Consider the following 20,951-nt stretch of genomic DNA (forward strand, 5'->3'; position numbering starts at 1 on the left):
GCGCTTGAGGGGTCTTCGCGACTGCGCGATGGTCTCAGTTGGTGCAGGGGATCGGGACCGAGATGATCTCTTCGCCGTTCCGGCGGCGGACGAAGCATTTCTCTTCCTCGACCGTCTCGACCACTTTCTGCTCCTCGATCCCGAGGACGTCCCTCAGGTCGACCTCGACCGCTTCCGCGGTCGTCGTGTCCTCGACGCCCAGAAGAGACAGGGACAGACGTCCGGCCGATTGGGCCTGGGCGAGCGCAGCGACGTGCTGCGGGGTGAGTTCGACCGTCACAGTCCTGGCGACGATGGGGCTGTTGCGGTCCTCGTCCGCCGACTGGTCGATGGCGATGATGAGGACGTTCGTCTGGATGAGCTTCGTGACCACCTGACCGTTACCGACGGAGCCGGTCCAGTAGACGTCGACGCGGTCGCCGGGACGCAGGAAGCCGGAGACGCCCGAGGTCACGTCGGTGTTGATCGCGAAAGCGCGCATTCCCTTCGCGAGGCGCGAGGCCACGCCGGCCATCTGTCCGGGCTCGGTCACCTTCATGGACATGACAGCCTCGCCCGGCTCCATCGTACGAAGGACCGAACGCAGGGAGTCAGTGCCTGCGGGAAAGAGTTCTTCCTCGGACGCGAAGGCGCCTTCGGGAATACCTGCCTCGGGCCAGCGGACGGTCGTGACGTCCTCCTTGGTGAGGCGCTGACCGTAGCGAAGCTGTTTGTTGACCACGAAGACGTCCTTCGTCGGCACGATTGCCAACTTGGCCGCTTCGGCTTCGGCGAGCTGGGCCTGCTGCTGGCCGATGAAGTCCTTCGCCATATAGACGGCGGCGCCTGCCAGACCAATGCCGATCAGCAAGACGAGTCCAAACACAAAACGCATATCGGTCCCTCTCAGGTGGCTCGGGTGATGGCGACCGTTCCGTGCCGCACCCTCATCATTTCGTCAGGGAATGGCGCAGGATTGTGGCGAAAGCGTGGATTGAACGCGGTCAAGTCGTGCAATGTCGACGTGACCGCGTGCAATCTTCGCGAGGTCAATAAGACGTGGTCACGTCAGCGTTCGCGAGGTGGCTGTTGAGGCCCGAAGAGTGGTCGAGCGCTCCCCGAGCCACGGTTGTCACCACGATGACGCCCATACCGACGATCGCCGCCGTCAGCACGACCCAGTCGACGGTGACGGCACCGTCTTCGTCGCGACAGAAGTTTTGAATGTAGGCACGCATGTACAACTCCGTAGATCTTTGCCCGTCGAGGCAATCGTCGTCCCGTGGAAAGTGTCACAGGACATTATGGCCTTACTGCGGCGGCATCACGGTCCCTCGTGGTGTCGCCAGACCGTTTCCAATTCAGGTAAAGAAAAAGGGCCACGCGCCGCGCAGCCCCTTCTCTGTACCCGCGGCCGGTTCCGGGTGCGGAACCGACAGGATAGCGTCAGCCGCCGTAAGCGGTGGTGACGCTCTGGGTCGCCATGTGCGACGAGACCTTGTTGGCCAGGCTCGTGGTACCACCACCGACCGAGGTCAGAACAGCGATGCCGAGGCCGACGATGGCAGCGGTCAGCACAACCCAGTCAACCGTGACGGCGCCGGATTCATCATTCAGAAAAGCGTTGAACAGTTTCATATGTCCCTCCATTGAGCACGCTCAGTTGGCCCTCCACGATCCCGAACCGCCCTCTCACAAACGGTCCGTCCGTCTCGGGATGGCCCTATATGGCCGTGTAAACGTGGCGAGAGTTTGGCGTCGTTCGTACAATTTTCCAGCCGTATGAAGAATTCCTGAAAAATATGATAAGCTGATGAATATAAACGATAATATATGTTCTAACCGACTCTGCGACGCCTCCAATTCCGGTGCGGAGTGGTGCACTATCCCGACGCCGCGAACAATGCATCCAGAACGCGCTGGTCTGACCTGCCAGATTCTGCGAGATTCACGACAAAAGAATTGAGAAAGGCTTACGGGACAATGCTTACGGGAATCGGCAGGACAGCGGCGATCGCGTGTCTGCTCGTCGCGCAGAGCCCCGCCGGCGCGCAGGACGCAGCGGACACGACAGTCGAAACGGCCCAGGCGGACGCAGGTGTAGAGGCTGTGGCCGCGCCTGAAGCCGTGCCAGCGCCCGATGTGCGCAAGGACTTCACCTTTCGGCGCGTCGGACTGCCGACGGCCGGCGTCGGCAAGCGCATCACGGTGCAGGTCGATCCCGACGCCGAGATATATCGCATCACGCCCGGGCAGTCGCCGCGCCGACCGGGCGATCCCCGGCCCAAGGCGGCGCTTCAGTTGCCCGAGGGTGTCGTGCCCGAAGCGCCGACTGACTGGGACTGGTACTGGGCGCTGGTGTCGCCCGACCGCGGCACCGACAGTGCGGCACGGTTCAGCGCCGCGATGGCGACGATCCAGAAAGAGGCGCTGAAGATCGGCACGCCCCGGCTTCAGATGCTTCAGGGCATCATTGACGAGCACGGGTCGGACATCCTGATGTCGACCGTCGGCACCCAGGTCTCTCCCGCGCTCGTGCTGGCCGTCATCGCCGTCGAGAGCGGCGGCAAGGTCAAGGCCAAGAGCCATGCGGGCGCGCAGGGGATCATGCAGCTCATGCCGGCGACGGCGGAGCGGTTCGGCGTCAAGGACAGCCTTGACCCCCGTCAGAACATCAAGGGCGGAGTTGCCTACCTCGACTGGCTGATGAACGAGTTCAACCGTGATCCCGTCATGGCCCTGGCCGGCTACAACGCGGGCGAGGGCGCGGTGATGGCCTATGACGGCGTCCCGCCCTACGCCGAGACCCGGGGCTATGTGCCGAAGGTGCTGGCGGCCTGGAACCTTGCGCGGACGCTCTGCTCCACCACGCCGGACCTCGTCAGCGACGGCTGCGTCTTCGTGGGGCCTCGGCTGGCGAACGACGGTTAGATCTTCATCTTCTTGAAGATGCGCTCGGGGATGGCGCGGATCACCGTCATCACCGGCCACCATATGAATGGTGTATAAAGGACGTCCGTCCTGCGCTCGACGGCGCGGAGGATGTCGGCCGCCACCTTCTCGGGCGGGGCGAGGAAGGGCAGCTTGTCCATGCCCCAGGTCATTGCCGTATCCACGGTGCCGGGCTTGACGGTTACGACATGGACGCCCGACCGTCCCAGACGATTGCGGAGGCCCGAAAGATAGGCATGGAAGCCCGCCTTCGAGGCGCCGTAGACGTAGTTGCCGAGCCGCCCCCGGTCGCCCGCGACCGAACCCACGCCCACGACGGTGCCCATGCCGCGCTCCTCGAGGATCGGGGCGACGGCAGTCAGGAACCGCGCCGGGCCGGTGAAGCTGTCGGTGACGGTTCCATCGACAAGAGAAGGATCGGCGTCGATGTCCTCCTGCGATGGCATGGAGCCGACGAAGACGGCGACGCTGATGCTGCCGCCGATGGCGCGCAGACGGTCGAGCAGGGGATCGAAGGATGCCGGGTCGCGCGCGTCGAAGGCCATCGCCTCGGCCAGAGGCGCGCCGCGGGCGAGGCCGTCGGCGGCCGAACGGCGAAGTTCCTCCATGTCGCGGCCAGCCAGGATCAGGCCGTCGCCCTTCGCCGCGACGAGGCGCGCGAAGTGCCGCGCGATGGTCGAGGTCGCGCCGAGGACAATCCAGGTGGTGCTCATGTCCGTTCCCTCAGCTTCAGGCGCCGTACCAGGTCGGTCGCAAAGGCGGCACCGGGATCGATCCGCTCGACCTCGTCCAGCCACTGGCCCTGCTCGGAGTACATGCCTCGCACCGCTTCGGGAGACGCCACCGAGTCCTTGGCGAAGTAGATCCGCCCGCCCGCTTCGGCGGCCATGCGGATCAGGTCGCGGATCAGGCGTTCGGCGCCCGTGCGATTCGGGAAGTCGACGGCGAGCGTATAGCCCTCCATCGGGAAGGACAGAAACCCCGCGCGTCCGGGGCCGGTGCGTTTGAGCACCGCCAGCGGTGAGGCCAGCCCCGAATTCGCGACCTTCTCAAGGATACCGCGCAGGCGGTCGGCCTCGGCCAGCGGCACGACGCACTGGAACTGGTGAAAGCCCCGCTTGCCGTAGAGCCGGTTCCAGTCGTGGATCTTGTCGAGTGGAAAGAAGAAGTCGTCGACCGGTTTGACGAGGGTCCGACCCGAGGCCGGCACGCGCCGCCAATAGGCCGCGTTGAAGGCGCGGACGACGGGCGGGGACAGCGTAAGGCCGGGCGCGTCCATCGGGACCTTGCGGCCGCGTTTGGCTGGGCGGACGAGACCGCCGCCGGTCTCCGCCTCCTCGAGGATGCCGCGTCCGAGCGAGAGGCCTCGCGCGGTGGCGTCGATCCAACCCACGGAATAGGTGGCGTCCGAGGCGTCGAGAAGGTGAAGGAACTCGTCCCAGTCCTGCACGCGTCTCTCGGTCACGACCATCACGTCGCCCTTGGCCTTGAGGAGCCGGAAGCGGGCCGAAAGGATCGGGCCGGTCTGACCCAGTCCGCCGACTGTCGCCTTGAAGAGCGGCGCATCGTCTTTTGGGGTGATCGTCCGCGGGCCGTCGCCGGTCATCAGCGTGATCTCGGTCACATGCTGGCCTAGGCTTCCCGCACCGTGGTGGTTCTTGCCGTGGACGTCCATGCAGATGCCGCCGCCCACGGTGGCGAAGCCGGTTCCCGGCATGACGGGCGGCAGCCAGCCGCGCGGCGAGAAGGTCGCAAGCAATTCGCCGATCATTGCGCCCGCCTCGACGTGGATCTCGCCGGTGGTCGCGTCGAAGTCGAGGACGCGGTCGAGACGGGTCATGTCGATGACACGTCCGCCGTCGTTGAGGCAGGCGTCGCCATAGCTGCGCCGCATCCCGATCGCGGGGCTCGGGGTGTCGGCGGTCGCTTGTGCGACAGCCGCCGCGCGTTCGGGTCGCGCAACCTCGCCCGACGCGCGAAGGACGCGGCCCCAGCCGGCGTAGTCGCTAGATTTCCAGCGCATCGGCGGTCCTTTTCGAAAGACGCTCGGCATAGGGGAAAACCAGCAGACCGAGGCCAAGCGCGAACCAGAGCGTCGTCACGCGGATCACCAGCGTCGCGGGCAATGCGGTCTCGACCGGCACGCCGTCGAGGGCGAGAAGGGCGACCATCGCCGCCTCTGCTCCGCCAAGTCCGCCCGGTGCCCCAGTGAGCCCGCCGGCGAGCGTGGCGAAGACGAAGATGCCGACCGCCCGCCAGAAGGGCACCTCGGCCCCCATCCACCCGAGCAGAAGGTGGAAGGCATAGCCTTCGGCCAGCCAGCCGCCGGTGCCGAGCAGGCCGGCGATCAGAAGGGCCGAGGGACGCGAGAAGGCGTCGAGTGACAAGGCGGCGCGGCGGAGGCGGGCGAAGAGGCGCGGAAGACGACGGCCCGTCGCGCGGTGTCCGGTGCCTGCGATGGCACGGAGAAGCGACGGTCGCGTTGCGACGAAGGCGGCCGCAAAGGCCAGGATGGCCACCGGCACGGCCCCTGCGAGGCCGGTGGCCGAGAAGGCGACCGATAGAGCGATCAGCGCGGCCATTGCGGCGAGGTCTGCCGCCCGGTCGACGAGGGCGAGGGGGGCCGTGCGGTCGAAGCGCCACCCGGTCTCGCGCCCGATCCAGCGCATCCGCACCAGTTCGCCGAGGCGCCCCGGCGTGACCGACATGGCGAAGCCGCCGATGAAATGCCGCAGGTCCTGCCCTATCGTTGTCGGCAGGCCAAGCTGACCGGCGAAGAGATGCCAGCGCAGTCCGCGAGCCAGGTAGTTGACGAGCGAGAGGGTCAGCAGAGCCGCCATCGCGGCCGGGGACAGGGCACCGAGGGCAGCCCAAGTCTCGGTCCAGCCGGTGGCCGAGGCGAGGCCCGCGAAGCCGAGGACCACGAACACCAGAAGCGCCGCGAGAATGGCCAGATCGCGCCAGCGCCGCGGGCCTGCCGCGGCGCTTGTCGCCCGAGGGGAAAGTCTTGGCGTCATCGTCATGGCCATCGACTGCCGATAATCATGGATTGAGGCGACAATATGAAGTTCCGCCGCAACAATATAAGTGCGCAAAGCGATTTTGTGGATCGCTTCGCGACAGCGTCGGGATGTCTCAGACGACCGTCGCTTCGGTTGCCGCGCGGATCTCGTCGTGGCTTATGCCGGGAGCGCATTCGACGATGTGCAGGCCCTTCCGACCGACCTCGAGGACGCCGAGGTTGGTGATGATCATGTCGACCACGCCCTTGCCGGTCAGCGGCAGGGTGCATTCCTTCAGCACCTTCGATTCACCGTGCTTGTTCGTGTGGTCCATCACGACGATCACGCGGCCCACGCCCGCAACGAGGTCCATCGCACCCCCCATGCCCTTCACGAGCTTGCCGGGGATCATCCAGTTCGCCAGGTCGCCCTTCTCGGACACCTCCATGGCGCCCAGGATGGCGGCCGCGATCTTGCCGCCCCGGATCATGCCGAAGCTGGTCGCGCTGTCGAAGTAGGCCGTGCGCGGCACCTCGGTGATGGTCTGCTTGCCGGCGTTGATGAGGTCGGGATCCTCGTCGCCTTCATAGGGGAAGGGACCCATGCCCAGCATCCCGTTCTCGGACTGGAGCGTGATGTCCTTGTCGCCGACGTAGTTCGCCACCAGCGTCGGAATGCCGATGCCGAGGTTGACATACATGCCGTCCTCGAGTTCCTGCGCGGCCCGTTCGGCCATCTGGTTGCGGTCCCAGCCCTTCAGTTCGTCCGCCATGTCTCAGGCCTCCTCACGCTTGCGCAGGGTGCGCTGTTCGATCCGTTTCTCGTGGTCGCCCTGGATCAGGCGATGGACGTAGATGCCGGGCAGGTGGATGGCGTCGGGGTCGAGCGCGCCGGGCTCGACGATCTCCTCGACCTCCATCACGCAGACGCGGCCGCACATCGCGGCCGGCGGATTGAAGTTGCGGGCCGTCTTGCGAAAGATCGCGTTGCCGGTGGTGTCGGCCTTCCAAGCCTTCACGATGGCGAGGTCGGCGACGATGCCGCGCTCGAGGATGTAGGTCTGGCCGTCGAAGTCCTTGTGGTCCTTGCCCTCGGCGATGACGGTGCCGACGCCGGTCTTGGTATAGAAGCCGGGGATGCCGCATCCGCCCGCCCGCATCCGCTCGGCCAGCGTGCCCTGCGGGTTGAACTCCAGCTCGAGTTCGCCCGAGAGGTACTGGCGCATGAATTCCGCGTTCTCGCCGACGTAGGACGAGATCATCTTCGAGATCTGCCGGGTCTCGAGCAGGCGGCCGAGTCCGAAGTCGTCGACGCCCGCGTTGTTCGAGGCGACCGAGATATTCTTGACGCCGCTCTCGCGGATCGCCTCGATCAGAAGCTCGGGGATACCGCAGAGGCCGAACCCTCCGGCGGCGATCAGCATCCCGTCGTGCAGGAGGCCGTCGAGCGCCTCGGTCGCGTTGGCGAACACTTTCTTCATGCAGCTATCTCCCCGCCGTGTCCCGGGCAGGTTTGCCGTCCGCCCGGGGTGAAGTCAATCGCCGCACCGCGGCAAGCGGGGTTGGGAAAGGTCAGATCAGGCGGACTTGCGTCCCGACCGGACAGAGCGCGAAAAGCTCCTCGATCGACGGGTTGTAGAGACCGATGCAACCATCCGACGAGCGGCGGCCGATCTTGCGCGTGTCGTGGGTGCCGTGGATGATGTAGGCCGGCCAGTCGAGGTACATGGCGTGGGTGCCGAGCGGGTTGTCGGGGCCAGCGGCAATCGGTTTCAATTCCGGATCGCGTTCTATCTGCGAAGGCGTCGGTGTCCAGCTTGGCCCGATCTTCTTGCGAACGACCTGGGTATAGCCGCGCTTAGTCAGCTCGTCGGTTCTCGGAACCGAGGTCGGAAAAACGCGATAGTCGGTATCGTCGGCGTTCCAGAAGTGCAGGGCGCGTGAACTCGTGTCGGCCACGACGGTGGCGACGCCAAGGGTCTCGAAGTGATCGCGCCAGTCCTGTCGGCGGAAGCTGGAGATGTTGTGGATCGTCTCCTGCGCGCGGAGGATCGAGGGTGCGGAGAGGGCCGCGGCGGTGGACGCGACAAAGCTGCGGCGGGAGAGGAAAGGGGTCTTGGACATACGAACTGCCTTCTTGGTCTTGCTGCGGGTTTCGGTCGTGGCCGGACCCTTTCAGACCCCCTCCGCGCGCACCAGTAACATATTCGTCATTCCAGATATGTGAGGCCCGCAGGCCTCAACCCGCCGCTTTCTTCTTCCGCGGTGCGGCCTTCTTCTTGCCGCCGCCCTTGTCCTCACGCTCGGCGATCAGCTTCACGGCGAGGTCCATGTCGACCGCTTGCGGATCGGTTTCCTTGGGAAGCGTGGCGTTGACCTTGCCCCATTTTACATAGGGCCCATACCGCCCGCTCATCACCTGAACGATGCCGCCCTTTTCGGGGTGTTCGCCCAGTTCTGCCAAGGGGGGCACTGCCGCGCCGCGACCGCCGCGCGAGGCGACTTTCTTCGCCAGTTCCTCGACCGCGCGGTTCATCCCGATGGAGAAGACCTCGTCGACCTCGGGGAGGTTCGCGTAGAGCTTGCCGTGCTTGACGTAGGGTCCATAGCGCCCGATCCCGGCCTCGATCATCTCGCCGTCTTCGGGGTGGGGGCCGACCTCGCGCGGGAGCGACAGGAGCATCAGCGCCTTCTCGAGGTCGATGCCGGCCGCGTCCCAACCCTTGGGCAGGCTTGCGCGCGGCGGTTTCGGCTGCTCGTCGGTGACCTTCCCGCGCTGGACGTAGGGGCCGAAGCGGCCCTTCATCACGCGGATCTCGTCGTCGCCGTCCATGCCGAGGAGCTTGCCGTCCGGCCCGATCTCGTCGCCGTCGTCCATGCCCGGAGGGCCGAAGGGTCGGGTGTAGCGGCACTCGGGGTAGTTCGAGCATCCGATGAAGGCCCCGCCCGAACGTGCGGTGCGCATCGACAGGCGGCCCTGTCCGCAATTCGGACAGAGGCGCGGGTCGCTGCCGTCGGCGGTGGGCGGGAAGAGGTGGGGTTCCAGCACCTCGTTGATCTTCTCGAGGACGTCGGTGATCCGAAGCTCGGCCGTCTCTTCGACCGCCGCCTTGAAGTCGCGCCAGAAGCGGGCCAGCACCTCGGTCCATTGTCGGCTGCCGGCGGTGATGTCGTCGAGTTCCTCTTCGAGGTTGGCGGTGAATTCGTAGCCGACGTACTTGCGGAAGTAGTTCGACAGGAAGGCCGTCACGAGCCGCCCCTTGTCCTCGGGGATGAGGCGGTTCTTGTCCTTCCGGACATAGCCCCGCTCCTGGATGGTGGTGACGATCGAGGCGTAGGTCGAGGGACGGCCGATGCCGATCTCCTCCATCTTCTTCACGAGCGTCGCCTCGGTGTAGCGTGGCGGCGGCTGGGTGAAATGCTGCTCGGGCGTGATGGATTTCTTTGCGGCCGTCTCGCCCTGCATGATCTGGGGCAGGACCTTGTCGTCGCCGTCCTCCGGTTCGTCACGGCCTTCCTCGTAGATCTTGAGGAAGCCGTCGAAGAGGACGACCTGGCCCGTCGCCCGCAGCTCGACCTGCTGGTCGGCGCTGGCGATGTCGACCGTTGTCCGCTCGAGCCGCGCGGCTTCCATCTGGCTGGAGAGCGTCCGCTTCCAGATCAGGTCGTAGAGCTTGCGCTGGTCGCCGTCGGTCAACTTGAGCGCGGCGGCATCCGCCGTCATCTCGGTCGGGCGGATACACTCGTGCGCTTCCTGCGCGTTCTTGGCCTTGTTCTTGTACATGCGCGGGCTGTCGGGGACATAGGCTGCGCCATAGCGCGCCTTGATCGCGTCGCGCGCCGCCATGACCGCCTCGGGCGCCATGTCGATGCCGTCGGTCCGCATGTAGGTGATATGGCCTGCTTCATAGAGCCGCTGCGCTGCGTTCATCGTCTGGCGCGCGCCGAAGCCGAACTTGCGGCTTGCCTCCTGCTGAAGCGTCGAGGTCATGAAGGGGGCGGAGGGGTTGCGGCTGGCGGGCTTGGCCTCGACCGACTTGACCGTCAGGTCGCGCGACGTGATGGCCTGCACGGCCATTTCCGCAGCGGTTGCGTTGGCGATGTCGAAACGGTCGAGCTTCTTGCCGCCGAGGACGGTCAGGCGCGCCTCGAACTCCTGTCCCCGGGGCGTCGCGAGAAGGGCGGTGACGCTCCAGTATTCGCGGGCCTGGAAGGCCTCGATCTCCATCTCGCGCTCGACGATGATCCGGAGGCAGACCGACTGCACGCGTCCCGCCGAGCGTGCGCCCGGAAGCTTGCGCCAGAGAACGGGCGAGAGGTTGAAGCCGACGAGATAGTCGAGCGCCCGGCGCGCGAGGTAGGCGTCGACGAGATCCTTGTCGACCTGGCGCGGGTTCTTCATCGCCTCGGTGACGGCGGTCTTGGTGATGGCGTTGAACACGACTCGGCTGACGGGCGTGTCCTTCTTCAGCGCCTTGCGGTTCCTCAGCGTCTCTTCCAGGTGCCACGAGATCGCCTCGCCCTCGCGGTCGGGGTCGGTGGCGAGGATCAGGGAGGGGTCGTCCTTCAGCGCGTCGGCGATGGCCTTGATGTGCTTCTTCGAGTCGGCGGCGACCTCCCAGGTCATCTCGAAACCCTGGTCGGGATCGACCGAACCGTCCTTCGCGGGCAGGTCGCGGACGTGACCATAGCTCGCCAGCACCGTGTAGTCCTTGCCGAGGTACTTGTTGATGGTCTTCGCCTTGGCGGGGGACTCGACGACGACAACGGGCATGAAGGTCCTTTCGGGGCCGGGGGCATTGGCGGCGGAACATGTGGGTTCGGGGCCCGGAATGTCAATCCGCCCCGCCCGGTGCCGCAGGGGCCCTGCCGCGCGCGTCTCTACGAGACGCGGACGAGGAGACCGCCGGGCTCGCGGCGGACGCGACCTTCGAGTTCGAGCGTCACGATCTCGGGCGAGACGCTTCGGGCGGGGGCCTTGAGGTCGCGGATGAGCTGGTCCTCGGCGACCGGACTGGGGCCGAGGCGGTCGAGGATTCGCTGGTGGAGGTCGAGCGTTTCGCGCGTCACGGTGGCAGGTCGAGGTGAAGGGACGGCTAGCGTTTCGGAGGTCTCGAAGCCAGTGTCGGAGGCGATTTCGAGCGCGTCGAGCACGTCCTTCGCCGAGCGCACCAGCGTCGCCCCGTCGCGGATCAGCATGTTGCAGCCCGAGGCGCGGGGGTCGAAGGGGTGGCCGGGGACCGCGAAGACGTCGCGGCCCTGGTCGAGCGCGGTGCGGCGGTGATGAGGCTGCCGGACTTGGCTGCCGCTTCGACCACGATGACCGCGCGGGCGAGGCCCGAGACGATGCGGTTGCGGCGCGGAAAGTGGCGGGCCTGGGCGACGAGGGACATCGGGCTTTCGCTGATCCTGAGGCCCTTGTCCTGGATTTCCTGCCCCAGAACGGCGTTCTCGGCCGGGTAGACGACGTCGACGCCGCCCGCCATGACGGCGACGGTCCCGGTGTCAAGCGCGGCGAGGTGGGCGGCGGTGTCGATCCCGCGGGCGAGGCCCGAAACGACGACGTGTCCGGCCGCGCCGAGGTCAGTGGCGAGCCTGCGCGCCATGCGGGTGCCGACGGACGAGGCGTTGCGCGCGCCGACGAGGGCGATCATGGGACGCTGGAGAAGGGAGGGATCCCCGATGCACCACAGGATCGGCGGCGGATCGGGGATTTCGCCGAGGAGGGCGGGATAGGCGTCGCTGCCGAAGGCGATCGGCGTGGCGCCGGCCTGGAGGGCGGCCTGCCATTCGGCGCGGACCGCCTTCATATCGCAGGGGCGGTAGTCGGGCACTCCCGCCGTGGCGGCGACCGAGGGCAGGACCTCGAGCGCCCGGGCGGCGCTGCCGTGTTCGTCCATGAGGCGGAAGAAGGTGGTCACGCCGACGCGGCGTGATCGCAAGAGACGGAGCCAGTCTAGCCACACTTCCTCAGTGAGGGGTGGGGTGAGAGGGTGGGTGGAAGGGGATAAATCCTTGGCCATCCTGTCTCCGCCGTCTTGCTGAGGATCGTTATGGTGCGAGTCGGTTAACAGCGTATTAATGTTGAATTTTTCCGCCCTCGCCATTTCTGGGGAGGTCGAACGAGGCCGAGGCAGGATCGGTATCGCGTCGGTATTGCGTCGGTGCCTCTCTGGAGCTCCAGTGCCGGTCTCAGGAGGTGAGCGTCTTCTCGAATCGCACGAGATCGAAGGTGACGCCGTCGACGGTCTCGGGGCTTGTGCCCATGCTCTCCCACCCGGCACGCTCATAGAAGCGGACGCCGCCCAGGTTGCCCGGGGCGCAGAGGAGGAAGGCGCGCGTCACGCCGTTTTCCGCCAGCCGGGTCTCGCCGTCCGCAAGAAGGCGGCGGGCAAGCCCGGTGCCGCGCGCATCGGGCGAGACGTAGAGTTGGTAGATCTCGTCGCCCCGGATGGCGCAGAAGCCGCGCGGGTCACCCTTGGGTCCGGCTGTGCGGAGATCGTCCTTCAGCGCCGCGATGCGCTTGCGAAAGCTCGTCGTCGTGCGCAGCCGGGCAAGCGCCTCCGGGACATGGCCGTCGTGCGCCTCGTGCCAGCCGGCCTCCCAGAGAGCGGCGAGGGGCGCGAGGTCGACGGGAAGGGCGGGGCGGATGGCCAGCATGTGGAGAGTTTGGACGACGCGTTTGCGGGGTCAAGCGGTAGAGCGTGGAGGAGAGAAGAGGAGGCGTCCGAATATCGTATGCCACTTCGGGAGTGTGGGGCGTGCTCGCGCCAAGGTCCCCTCTGCGGACAAAGCTCCCTTTCACAGTTTAGCCGCAATGGGCTGGCAAAGATCGATCTTCCATCCGCTGAAAGAGCAAAAAGTGGCTCCTACACCGAAGGCTGTCATCAACCCAAGAGATTTCCTGCAAGCATACTCAGGGACCTACCAATATCGGCAGAGAGTTAGGGTGGTTCTGGCAGTATTTGGCCTTGTCACCGCGCTCTGGTTCGTGCTTGCTGCGCTCAAAGTGTTTGCGCTGGGAGAGCCGAGCGATCTGAAAACGTCTCTGGCAATGCTCTTAAGCCCTTGGGCTGTCTGGGCTTCCCTCTCATCAGCACTGAGATTCGAGAGACTTGAAATCAGTGAAGAGGGCATAAAAGTTGACCCTATTGGTCTCCATATCGGACCCGAAAAGATCGAAGCGATATCCTTCAAGGAAAACAAATGGGGTGCCAGATCAATCGAACTAAGGTTAGTTGCACACAGTTGGATACTTCACATATTTGTCTGCTCCTACGGCAAGAAAGCTTGGATTTCATTTAACGATAGATTACTTCTCCCGAAGGACGGGGCTTGAACAGAGCTTCAGACACTTTTGGCCTCAAAGCCGCCCTTCGCTGCGGGTGCGGCGTTGCTGAGAGGCCACAAGGTCTGCTATGCGGACAGAGCTGACCTTCAGCGGTCTTCCGTTTAATTTTCGCTGGTCACATCATTGCCCTTGGGCCTTACTTGCTGCCAGAGCTTTCAACCATCTAAGTCACCCTCGTCCTTGGACGCCTTCTTGATTATACGAAGATAGTTAATAGGGACGTCAAGAATTTTTTCCGAATTCCAGAATTCTACAACCACGACCATATCTGTGCGATCAAATGTGTGAATAATTCTGCCACGCTGACCGGAGCAAGCTTCCTCGAAGTCAGTAGAAAGCTCCACCTCATCATATAAACCGAAGATGCTCATTTTGCGGAGAAACCCTGCAGTCAATCTGAAAGCTCTGAACCTAGTACAATTTTGGAACACAAAGTCAACAGGCGCAAATAAGATCGCCAAAAACTTGGAAAATGATCTGGGTGATTGTGCCGGCCAGGCAAGCGGTCGTTCGTGAGTGGTGCAGCGTCGGTCAAAGAGGGGCTCGAAGCCGACGTTCGCTGCATGGGCGAAGCTCCTGAGACCATGAAGGGTTCGCTCAGCGACGAAGCGGTCATCGGTTGCTTGAATTCCCAAACCTCCCAAGCCCTGAATTAAAGATCGCCCTAGACGCCGATTTTTTCTACCAATGCGCGAATACGGAACAGCATCAATTGTATTTGATACTATGCCGTGAAGAGAGAAAATCGATGAGATCCGAAATCGTGGTTCGCTGCGCCAAAAGCTCGAAGGTAAGGTCAATTTCGATGCCGCCATGATTATCCGTCTTGGCTAGCATCACCAGGTCTCCCTCAAAAAATCTGTGACCGACGGGAGAGGCCTGTTGATCGACAATGATCTCCAATACTTTTTCCCAAGAATAATTTACGAACTCCATTTCTATATACTGCTTAGCATTCTCATCCATCATTGTGACCTCATGGGTTTTGCGGTCATAGTAACCGCCATTCTTGCATGGCGCATCATTTGTTAAAATGGGCTCAAAGCCGACATTCGCCGCAGGCGCAGCGCTGCCCGGGAGCCACAAGGGCTGCCATGCTGACGGAGCCGACAGGCGCGAAAAGGGCTCGGCGTCCCTTTCCTGCGACGTCTTGCAAACAAGGCGCAAGATCAGCGGACACGCGTGGCGTTCGCCCGGATGAAGAGGTCTGGCACGCGGACCAAGGTCTTGCTGTCAGGGATGAGTGCGGCGGGGACATGGCCGTCGCGCGCTGCTTCCCAGCCGGCCTCTCTGAGGGCGGCAAAGGGCGCGAGGTCGACGGGAAGGGATGGCCAGCATCGGGACAGGTTTCGCCTGTGTGAGGTGCAGGTCAAGAGCGGGCGGGTCTAGTCGATGACTGGAGACGAACGTCTGCGCAGGTGAAGCGCGAACGAGTATACCGCCGCGGACAGAAAACCCGCGACGAAGGGCTGCGGGATGGTCAGCACCTCGGACAGGAAGGCCCCGCGATAGGCCGGGCCGAGAGTCAGGGCGAAGCCGAGCGTGAGGACGAGTTGCGTCAGGACACCAAAGGCGACGCTTGCGGGAAGCCACCCGTCGGGAAACGGGCGGGCCAGCCTGCGGTTCAGGATCATCACGAGCGGCAGGATAACGGCGACGACCAAGGGAACCATGATGAGAAGGCCCGGAAGGAGACAGGTCCAGCGGTAGACCTCGGGATCTCCCCGGAGGTCGCAGCCTTGCGGGAACACCTGGAGGGCCAGCCATGCCAGCGCCGGGACTCCCAGACCCGTGACGGCGGACGCCAGGAGACGATCGCCATGTCTGGGGAATGCCGGACCCAAGAAGACTCCCGTTTTCATCCCGCCGCCGAACCTCCGACCGTCAGCCCGCCGATCAAAAGCGTCGGCTGGCCGACGCCCACGGGCACCCATTGACCAGCCTTGCCGCAGTTGCCGACGCCGGGGTCGAGCTTGAGGTCGTTGCCGACGGCTCGGATCTTCCTCAGCGCGGTCGCCCCGTCGCCGATCAGGGTTGCGCCCTTCACGGGAGCGCCGACCTTGCCGTCCTTCACGCGGTAGGCCTCGGTGCAGGAGAAGACGAACTTGCCGTTGGTGATGTCGACCTGCCCGCCGCCGAAGCCCACGGCGTAGATACCGTCCTTCACATCGGCCACGATGTCCTCGGGGTTTGCCTCGCCAGCCAGCATGTAGGTGTTGGTCATGCGGGGCATGGGCGTGTGGGCGAAGCTTTCGCGGCGGCCGTTGCCTGTGGGGGCGACGCCCATGAGGCGCGCGTTCTGGCGGTCCTGCATGTAGCCGACGAGGACTCCGTCCTCGATCAGCACGTTCTTCGCGCCGGGCGTGCCCTCGTCGTCGACAGTGATCGAGCCGCGGCGGTCGGGGATGGTGCCGTCGTCGAGGACGGTGACGCCTTTCGAGGCGATCTGCTGGCCGAGAAGGCCGGCGAAGGCCGAGGATTTCTTGCGGTTGAAGTCGCCCTCAAGACCGTGGCCGATGGCTTCATGCAGGAGGATGCCGGGCCAGCCGGGGCCGAGCGCCACGTCCATGACGCCGGCGGGGGCGGGGACGGCTTCGAGGTTGACGAGCGCGATCCGCAGCGCCTCGCGCGCGGCACCCTGCCAGTGCGCCGGGTCGATGAGGGCTGTCAGGCCATAGCGCCCGCCCGAGCCGGACGAGCCGGATTCGCGGCGGCCGTTCTCTTCCACGATAACGCTGACGTTGAGCCGCGTCATGGGGCGGGTGTCCGAGACGGCGTGACCCTCGGGCCGGAGGATCACGACCTCCTGGATCGAGGCGCCGAGCGAGGCCGAGACCTGCACCACGCGCGAATCGAGCGCGCGGGCGAAGGCGTCGATCTCGCGCAGGGTGTCGATCTTCACCGGGAAGCCCGCGTCGGCCATCGGGTCGGCATCGCCGTAGAGGCGGAGATTGGTCGCACGCGGCGCTTCGGCGAGCGTCCCGCCGCCATCGCCGACGGCGAGGCGCGCGGTCTCGACGGCGCGCCGCAGCGCGCTTTCGCTGATCTCGGTGGAGTGGGCGTAACCTGCCGTCTCGCCCCGCACTGCACGGAGGCCGAAGCCCTCGGAGGCGTTGTAGCTGGCGTTGCGCACGCGGCCGTCGTCGAAGGACAGGACCTCGGACCGCTTGCGTTCGAGGAAGAGCTCGCCGTCGTCCGCGCCGGCGACCGCCTCGCGCAGAAGTGACAGGGCTCGGGCCTCGTCGAGGAGCGTCTCGAAGGGGCGGAAGGATGAGGTCTCGGCCAAGGTCTTCTCCGTCTGCGGCGGCGGCAAAGCGGCTGAATGCCGCAATCACACGCCTTGTTCCTGAGGGCCTAATATGGTTTCTGTCCCGCCAGAGAACAACAGGGCCGGGGACCACGTCCGTCCGGCCCGAACGCCATCGCGAACAGGATTGAAAGACACATGCGTCTCAAGACCCTTCTCATTGGCCTCGCCGCGACGTTCGCGGGCGGCGCCGCGGCTGCGCAGGACGCGGCCCAGCCCCTTCGGATCATCGGTCAGCCCGAGTATGGCGCCATTGGGTTCCAGCCCGCCGCGACCGGGATCGCACGCGACCTGCATTGGCTGGACGGGATGGTCCTGATCATCATCACGGCGATCACGCTGTTCGTGGTGGCGCTGCTGGCGATCGTCATCCTGCGCTACAACAGCCGGCGGAACGCGACGCCGTCGACCTTCACCCACAACACTCCGGTCGAGGTCGCCTGGACGGTGATCCCGATCGTCATCCTGGTCTTCATCGGGGCCTTCTCGCTGCCGGCGCTGTTCAATCAGCAGGAGATCCCGGAGGCCGAGGTGCTGGTGAAGGCGACGGGCCACCAGTGGTACTGGACGCACGAATATCCCGACGAGGGCATCGGCTATGACATGTTCATGATTGGCTCCGACGCGGGCAACTACCTGACCCCCGAAGTGTCCGAGCAGCTTGCCGCCGCAGGGTACACGGACCAGCAGTTCCTGCTGGCGACCGACACCGCGCTCGTCGTTCCGACCGGCAAGGTGGTGGTCGTGCAGGTGACGGCGGACGACGTCATCCACTCCTGGGCGATGCCGGCCTTCGGCGTGAAGCAGGACGGCGTGCCGGGTCGACTGGCGCAACTGTGGTTCGAGGTCTCGGAGGGGATGGAAGGCATCTACTTCGGCCAGTGCTCGGAGCTTTGCGGCCTGAGCCACGCCTACATGCCGATCACGGTGAAGGCCGTGTCGCAGGCTGACTATGACGCCTGGCTCGCGGCCGTGAAGGAAGTGGGCGACTACGTCGATCCGGGCGCGCTTCAGGTGGCGGCGAACCAGTAAGCCATGACAGACGCCTCGATCAACGCCACACGCGAGTACGAACCGACCTTCGGGGACTATGTCGCGCTACTGAAGCCACGGGTGATGTCGCTCGTGGTCTTCACTGCGCTGGTCGGGCTTCTGGTCGCGCCGGTGTCGCTGCACCCGGTAGAGGCCTTCGCGGCGATCCTGTTCATCGCGCTTGGCGCCGGGGCCTCGGGCGCGCTGAACATGTGGTACGACGCCGACATCGACGGGGTCATGCGGCGCACGCGACGGCGTCCGATCCCGAGCGGACGGGTCGAGCCGGGCGAGGCGCTGGCGATCGGCGTGGCCCTGTCGGGCCTGTCGGTGGTCATGCTGGCGCTGGCGACGAACCTGGTCGCCGCGGGCCTTCTGGCGTTCACGATCTTCTTCTACGCCGTCGTCTACACCATGTGGCTCAAGCGCTCGACGCCGCAGAACATCGTCATCGGCGGCGCCGCCGGGGCCTTCCCTCCGATGATCGGCTGGGCGGCCGCGACGGGGGGCGTGTCGGTCGAGAGCGTGCTGATGTTCGCGCTGATCTTCATGTGGACGCCGCCGCACTTCTGGGCGCTGGCGCTGTTCATGCGGTCCGACTACGACGACGCCGGCGTGCCGATGCTGACCGTGACGCATGGGCGCCGCGTGACGCGGAAATACGTCCTTGTCTACACGGTGCTTCTTGCGCCCGTGGCCTTTGGCCTCGCGTTCAGTTCGGTCGGCGGGCCGGTCACGCTGGCGGCCGCCGTGCTGCTGAACGTGATGTTCGTCAAAGGCGCTCTCGACATTGCGGGGCGCGGTGAGCCCGCGGCCGAGGCGGACAGCTACGGCACCGAGAAGCGTTTCTTCAAGCTTTCGCTGGCCTACCTTTTCCTGCACTTCGGCGCGCTTCTCGCCGATGCGGCGCTGCGGGGGATCATGTGATGGCGCTGAAAGCGACACACGAGCTTCACCGACGGCGCTTCAGCCGGAACCTGGGCGTCGGCCTGACTCTCGTGGCGCTGGTGGCGCTGGTCTTCGGGCTGACCGTCGTCAAGGTCACGCGCGGCGACCCGATGCAGGGTTTCGATCATCAGGTCCGTCCCGAGATGGAGGCTCCGACGCAATGAGCGTGGATCGCAATCGGAAGACCGTGCTGCGCCTCGCCGGCGTCGTGGTCCTGATGGGATCGCTGGCCTGGGCGTCTGTCCCGGCCTATCGGCTGTTCTGCCAGGTCACCGGCTGGGGCGGCGCCACCGATGTCGCCGAGGCGGCACCCGAGACCGCGCTAGATCAGGACATCACCGTCCGCTTCGACGCCTCGCAGGATCGCGGCTTTCCGTGGGAGTTCAAGCCCGCGCAGCGCCAGATGACGCTGAAGATCGGCGAGGAGGGCCTGGCCTTCTACGAGGCATACAACCCGACCGACCGTCCGATTGCAGGCACGGCCAGCTACAACGTCGCGCCGTTCTCGGCGGGGGCCTATTTCTCGAAGATCGCGTGCTTCTGCTTCGAGGAGCAGATCCTGATGCCCGGCGAGCGCGTGCAGATGCCCGTCAGCTTCTTCGTCGAGCCCGAGATCGTCGACGATCCCGATGCACGGCATGTCCGAACCATCACGCTGTCCTACACCTTTCACGAGACCGACCTGCCCGAAGGCTATGTGCCCGAGCAGGCAGCGCTGGTGACGGACGACGGCACGACCGACCTCAACTAGAACGCCCGAGGAAACGACCGACATGGCGCATGAAAAGAACCACGACTATCACATCCTGCCGCCCTCGATCTGGCCCTTCGCGGGCGCGCTCAGCGGTTTCACGATGCTGCTCGGTTTCGTCCTGGCCTTCGGCGAAAGGACACCGGAAAGCATCAAGCAGCCCTACGTCTTCATCGTCGGCACAGTCGGCGTCCTCTACGTCATGTATGCCTGGTGGTCCGAGGTGGTTCACGAGTCGAACGTGGGCGACCATACGCCCGTCGTCCGCCTTGGGCTGCGCTACGGCTTCATCATGTTCATCATGTCCGAGGTCATGTTCTTCTCGGCCTGGTTCTGGGCGTTCTTCAAGAACGCGATCTACCCGATGGACCCGGACGGCATGAGCCCGATCGTCGACGGCGTCTGGCCGCCTGTCGGGATCGAGACCTTCGATCCCTGGCACCTGCCGCTGATCAACACGCTGATCCTGCTCTGTTCGGGGGCCGCCTGCACCTGGGCGCACCACGCGCTGGCGCACGAGAACAACCGCAAGGACACGGCGACCGGCCTGATCGTCGCCGTTCTCCTCGGCCTGATCTTCACGGTCTTCCAGGCCTATGAGTACAGCCACGCGGCCTTCGGGTTCTCGGGCAACATCTACGGCGCGACCTTCTTCATGGCGACGGGCTTCCACGGCTTCCACGTCATCATCGGGACCATTTTCCTCTTCGTGTGCTACCTGCGCCTGCGCGCCGGTCACTTCACGCCGGAGAAGCACGTCGGCTTCGAGGCGGCGGCCTGGTACTGGCACTTCGTCGACGTGGTCTGGCTGTTCCTCTTCGCAGCCGTCTACATCTGGGGCGGAGCGTAAGCCGAACCCTGCGACAAGGCATTGCAAAGGCGCGGGGACACTCCCGCGCCTTTTGCGTCGATAGCGAGGAACGGATGACCGAGAGGAGGCCAGGATGATGCGTCGGATACTCGTGCCGCTGGTCTTCGGCGTCGTGGGCTTCGCCATCCTCATGTCGCTGGGGTTCTGGCAGTTGCGGCGGCTGGAGTGGAAGGAAGGCCTGATCGCGGAGATCGAGGGGCGCATCGACGCGCCCGCCGTGGCCTTGCCCGAGGTGCCGGACCGGGAGGCCGACCGCTTTCTGCCGGTTCGGACCAAGGGCCGCACCACGGGCGATGAGGTCTATGTCGTCACCTCGACGCCGGAGACCGGACCGGGCTTCCGCCTGCTCTCGGCCTTCGAGACGGACGGCGGACGGCGCATCCTCGTGGACGAGGGTTTCATACGGACCTCGGAGGCAGAGATCGAGCGACCGGCCACGTCCATGACGGTCACCGGCAACCTGCAATGGCCGGCCGAAACGGACGGGTTCACGCCCGACGCCGAAGAGGCGACCGGCATCTGGTACGCGCGGAACGTCGACGGGATCGCCGCCGCCCTCGGCACCGAGCCGGTGCTGGTGGTTGCGCGCACCGTGACGGGAGCCGACGCGCGTGCCACCCCGCTGCCCGTGACGACGACGGGCATTTCGAACGATCATCTGGGTTATGCGGTCCAGTGGTTCGGGCTGGCCCTGGTCTGGGCGGGGATGACAGCGTTCCTTCTGTGGCGTATCCACCGCCGGACGGATTGAGGAAGACC

At 65.2% G+C, this 20,951-nt stretch carries 23 protein-coding genes and 1 pseudogene; 8 read left to right on the top strand and 16 right to left on the bottom strand.

What is annotated here, in order from left to right; translation table 11 throughout:
* Positions 1–34: 34 nt before the first annotated feature.
* The 3 genes from cpaB to EF888_RS02920 form a co-directional block, all read right to left on the bottom strand.
* Entirely contained in the window at positions 35–874 is an 840-nt protein-coding gene (gene cpaB, locus EF888_RS02910) for a Flp pilus assembly protein CpaB (protein ID WP_109757367.1), read from the bottom strand.
* Between the two features lie 154 nt (positions 875–1,028).
* Positions 1,029–1,217, bottom strand: coding sequence for a Flp family type IVb pilin (locus EF888_RS02915; protein ID WP_109757368.1), 189 nt, complete (start codon positions 1,215–1,217; stop codon positions 1,029–1,031).
* Positions 1,218–1,425: 208 nt separating this feature from the next.
* Positions 1,426–1,617: a Flp family type IVb pilin gene (locus EF888_RS02920; protein WP_109757929.1), complete on the bottom strand. Its 192-nt coding sequence runs from the start codon at positions 1,615–1,617 to the stop codon at positions 1,426–1,428.
* 345 nt (positions 1,618–1,962) lie between these two features.
* Here EF888_RS02920 and EF888_RS02925 point away from each other — a divergent pair, with 345 nt between their 5' ends.
* A complete protein-coding gene (locus tag EF888_RS02925; RefSeq protein ID WP_109757369.1) occupies positions 1,963–2,910 on the top strand; it encodes a lytic transglycosylase domain-containing protein in 948 nt (315 codons plus the stop codon).
* Here the strand turns inward: EF888_RS02925 and EF888_RS02930 are convergent.
* The 9 genes and pseudogenes from EF888_RS02930 to EF888_RS02970 form a co-directional block, all read right to left on the bottom strand.
* A complete protein-coding gene (locus tag EF888_RS02930) occupies positions 2,907–3,644 on the bottom strand; it encodes an SDR family NAD(P)-dependent oxidoreductase (RefSeq protein ID WP_109757370.1) in 738 nt (245 codons plus the stop codon). The two genes, EF888_RS02925 and EF888_RS02930, sit on opposite strands and share 4 nt — an antisense overlap.
* Entirely contained in the window at positions 3,641–4,954 is a 1,314-nt protein-coding gene (locus EF888_RS02935; RefSeq protein ID WP_109757371.1) for an FAD-binding oxidoreductase, read from the bottom strand. The genes EF888_RS02930 and EF888_RS02935 overlap by 4 nt, the downstream gene beginning before the upstream one ends.
* Complete coding sequence (locus EF888_RS02940; RefSeq protein ID WP_109757930.1) at positions 4,938–5,948, bottom strand: lysylphosphatidylglycerol synthase transmembrane domain-containing protein; 1,011 nt, start codon at positions 5,946–5,948, stop codon at positions 4,938–4,940. Before EF888_RS02940 ends, EF888_RS02935 begins: the two co-directional genes overlap by 17 nt.
* A 118-nt stretch (positions 5,949–6,066) precedes the next feature.
* Entirely contained in the window at positions 6,067–6,705 is a 639-nt protein-coding gene (locus tag EF888_RS02945; protein ID WP_109757372.1) for a 3-oxoacid CoA-transferase subunit B, read from the bottom strand.
* 3 nt (positions 6,706–6,708) lie between these two features.
* Positions 6,709–7,413, bottom strand: coding sequence for a CoA transferase subunit A (locus tag EF888_RS02950; RefSeq protein WP_109757373.1), 705 nt, complete (start codon positions 7,411–7,413; stop codon positions 6,709–6,711).
* A 91-nt stretch (positions 7,414–7,504) separates the two neighbouring features.
* On the bottom strand, positions 7,505–8,056 hold the full coding sequence (locus EF888_RS02955; protein ID WP_109757374.1) for a L,D-transpeptidase: 552 nt from the start codon (positions 8,054–8,056) through the stop codon (positions 7,505–7,507).
* Positions 8,057–8,171: 115 nt separating this feature from the next.
* The gene (gene topA, locus EF888_RS02960) at positions 8,172–10,706 is read right to left on the bottom strand and encodes a type I DNA topoisomerase (RefSeq protein ID WP_109757375.1); all 2,535 of its coding nucleotides are present in this window, start codon (positions 10,704–10,706) and stop codon (positions 8,172–8,174) included.
* A 107-nt stretch (positions 10,707–10,813) separates the two neighbouring features.
* Positions 10,814–11,955 (bottom strand): annotated as a pseudogene (dprA, locus tag EF888_RS02965) (DNA-processing protein DprA).
* 169 nt (positions 11,956–12,124) lie between these two features.
* Entirely contained in the window at positions 12,125–12,592 is a 468-nt protein-coding gene (locus EF888_RS02970) for a GNAT family N-acetyltransferase (protein WP_109757376.1), read from the bottom strand.
* Between the two features lie 157 nt (positions 12,593–12,749).
* Between EF888_RS02970 and EF888_RS02975 the strand changes: the two genes are divergently transcribed.
* On the top strand, positions 12,750–13,271 hold the full coding sequence (locus EF888_RS02975) for a hypothetical protein (protein WP_146202975.1): 522 nt from the start codon (positions 12,750–12,752) through the stop codon (positions 13,269–13,271).
* 167 nt (positions 13,272–13,438) lie between these two features.
* Here EF888_RS02975 and EF888_RS21660 read toward each other — a convergent pair whose 3' ends face one another.
* From EF888_RS21660 to tldD, 4 genes are all read right to left on the bottom strand, one after another.
* Positions 13,439–13,654, bottom strand: a complete 216-nt coding sequence (locus EF888_RS21660) for a hypothetical protein (protein ID WP_109757377.1) — start codon at positions 13,652–13,654, stop codon at positions 13,439–13,441.
* A 337-nt stretch (positions 13,655–13,991) separates the two neighbouring features.
* Complete coding sequence (locus EF888_RS02980; protein ID WP_126918479.1) at positions 13,992–14,369, bottom strand: hypothetical protein; 378 nt, start codon at positions 14,367–14,369, stop codon at positions 13,992–13,994.
* Between the two features lie 299 nt (positions 14,370–14,668).
* The gene (locus EF888_RS02985; protein WP_126918480.1) at positions 14,669–15,127 is read right to left on the bottom strand and encodes a hypothetical protein; all 459 of its coding nucleotides are present in this window, start codon (positions 15,125–15,127) and stop codon (positions 14,669–14,671) included.
* 14 nt (positions 15,128–15,141) lie between these two features.
* On the bottom strand, positions 15,142–16,569 hold the full coding sequence (gene tldD, locus EF888_RS02990) for a metalloprotease TldD (RefSeq protein ID WP_109757931.1): 1,428 nt from the start codon (positions 16,567–16,569) through the stop codon (positions 15,142–15,144).
* A gap of 159 nt (positions 16,570–16,728) precedes the next feature.
* On the opposite strand from tldD, the gene coxB reads away from it, so the two are divergent.
* The 6 genes from coxB to EF888_RS03020 all read left to right on the top strand — a co-directional run bounded on the left by coxB (position 16,729) and on the right by EF888_RS03020 (position 20,943).
* On the top strand, positions 16,729–17,622 hold the full coding sequence (coxB, locus tag EF888_RS02995; RefSeq protein WP_109757381.1) for a cytochrome c oxidase subunit II: 894 nt from the start codon (positions 16,729–16,731) through the stop codon (positions 17,620–17,622).
* 3 nt (positions 17,623–17,625) lie between these two features.
* Positions 17,626–18,549 carry a heme o synthase gene (gene cyoE / locus EF888_RS03000; protein WP_109757382.1) on the top strand — a complete coding sequence of 308 codons (924 nt, stop codon included), beginning with the start codon at positions 17,626–17,628 and terminating at the stop codon, positions 18,547–18,549.
* Positions 18,549–18,734 (top strand): hypothetical protein, encoded by a 186-nt coding sequence (locus EF888_RS03005; RefSeq protein ID WP_109757383.1) that lies wholly within the window; start codon positions 18,549–18,551, stop codon positions 18,732–18,734. The genes cyoE and EF888_RS03005 overlap by 1 nt, the downstream gene beginning before the upstream one ends.
* On the top strand, positions 18,731–19,321 hold the full coding sequence (locus EF888_RS03010) for a cytochrome c oxidase assembly protein (RefSeq protein WP_109757384.1): 591 nt from the start codon (positions 18,731–18,733) through the stop codon (positions 19,319–19,321). The genes EF888_RS03005 and EF888_RS03010 overlap by 4 nt, the downstream gene beginning before the upstream one ends.
* 22 nt (positions 19,322–19,343) lie before the next feature.
* Positions 19,344–20,171, top strand: coding sequence for a cytochrome c oxidase subunit 3 (locus EF888_RS03015; RefSeq protein WP_109757385.1), 828 nt, complete (start codon positions 19,344–19,346; stop codon positions 20,169–20,171).
* A gap of 94 nt (positions 20,172–20,265) precedes the next feature.
* Positions 20,266–20,943 carry an SURF1 family protein gene (locus EF888_RS03020; RefSeq protein WP_109757386.1) on the top strand — a complete coding sequence of 226 codons (678 nt, stop codon included), beginning with the start codon at positions 20,266–20,268 and terminating at the stop codon, positions 20,941–20,943.
* Positions 20,944–20,951 lie beyond the last annotated feature (8 nt).

The organism is Silicimonas algicola (assembly GCF_003970735.1).
Taxonomy (GTDB): Bacteria; Pseudomonadota; Alphaproteobacteria; order Rhodobacterales; family Rhodobacteraceae; genus Silicimonas; species Silicimonas algicola.

Coding starts and splice junctions, on each gene's coding strand:
- EF888_RS03015 (WP_109757385.1), top strand. CDS start 19,344: ATGGCGCATGAAAAGAACCACGACTATCACATCCTGCCGCCCTCGATC.
- EF888_RS02925 (WP_109757369.1), top strand. CDS start 1,963: ATGCTTACGGGAATCGGCAGGACAGCGGCGATCGCGTGTCTGCTCGTC.
- EF888_RS03020 (WP_109757386.1), top strand. CDS start 20,266: ATGATGCGTCGGATACTCGTGCCGCTGGTCTTCGGCGTCGTGGGCTTC.
- EF888_RS02935 (WP_109757371.1), bottom strand. CDS start 4,954: ATGCGCTGGAAATCTAGCGACTACGCCGGCTGGGGCCGCGTCCTTCGC.
- EF888_RS02955 (WP_109757374.1), bottom strand. CDS start 8,056: ATGTCCAAGACCCCTTTCCTCTCCCGCCGCAGCTTTGTCGCGTCCACC.
- EF888_RS03005 (WP_109757383.1), top strand. CDS start 18,549: ATGGCGCTGAAAGCGACACACGAGCTTCACCGACGGCGCTTCAGCCGG.
- EF888_RS02975 (WP_146202975.1), top strand. CDS start 12,750: ATGGGCTGGCAAAGATCGATCTTCCATCCGCTGAAAGAGCAAAAAGTG.
- topA (WP_109757375.1), bottom strand. CDS start 10,706: ATGCCCGTTGTCGTCGTCGAGTCCCCCGCCAAGGCGAAGACCATCAAC.
- EF888_RS02940 (WP_109757930.1), bottom strand. CDS start 5,948: ATGACGCCAAGACTTTCCCCTCGGGCGACAAGCGCCGCGGCAGGCCCG.
- EF888_RS02950 (WP_109757373.1), bottom strand. CDS start 7,413: ATGAAGAAAGTGTTCGCCAACGCGACCGAGGCGCTCGACGGCCTCCTG.
- EF888_RS02920 (WP_109757929.1), bottom strand. CDS start 1,617: ATGAAACTGTTCAACGCTTTTCTGAATGATGAATCCGGCGCCGTCACG.
- EF888_RS02930 (WP_109757370.1), bottom strand. CDS start 3,644: ATGAGCACCACCTGGATTGTCCTCGGCGCGACCTCGACCATCGCGCGG.
- coxB (WP_109757381.1), top strand. CDS start 16,729: ATGCGTCTCAAGACCCTTCTCATTGGCCTCGCCGCGACGTTCGCGGGC.
- cyoE (WP_109757382.1), top strand. CDS start 17,626: ATGACAGACGCCTCGATCAACGCCACACGCGAGTACGAACCGACCTTC.
- EF888_RS21660 (WP_109757377.1), bottom strand. CDS start 13,654: ATGAGCATCTTCGGTTTATATGATGAGGTGGAGCTTTCTACTGACTTC.
- EF888_RS02915 (WP_109757368.1), bottom strand. CDS start 1,217: ATGCGTGCCTACATTCAAAACTTCTGTCGCGACGAAGACGGTGCCGTC.
- EF888_RS03010 (WP_109757384.1), top strand. CDS start 18,731: ATGAGCGTGGATCGCAATCGGAAGACCGTGCTGCGCCTCGCCGGCGTC.
- EF888_RS02945 (WP_109757372.1), bottom strand. CDS start 6,705: ATGGCGGACGAACTGAAGGGCTGGGACCGCAACCAGATGGCCGAACGG.
- EF888_RS02970 (WP_109757376.1), bottom strand. CDS start 12,592: ATGCTGGCCATCCGCCCCGCCCTTCCCGTCGACCTCGCGCCCCTCGCC.
- cpaB (WP_109757367.1), bottom strand. CDS start 874: ATGCGTTTTGTGTTTGGACTCGTCTTGCTGATCGGCATTGGTCTGGCA.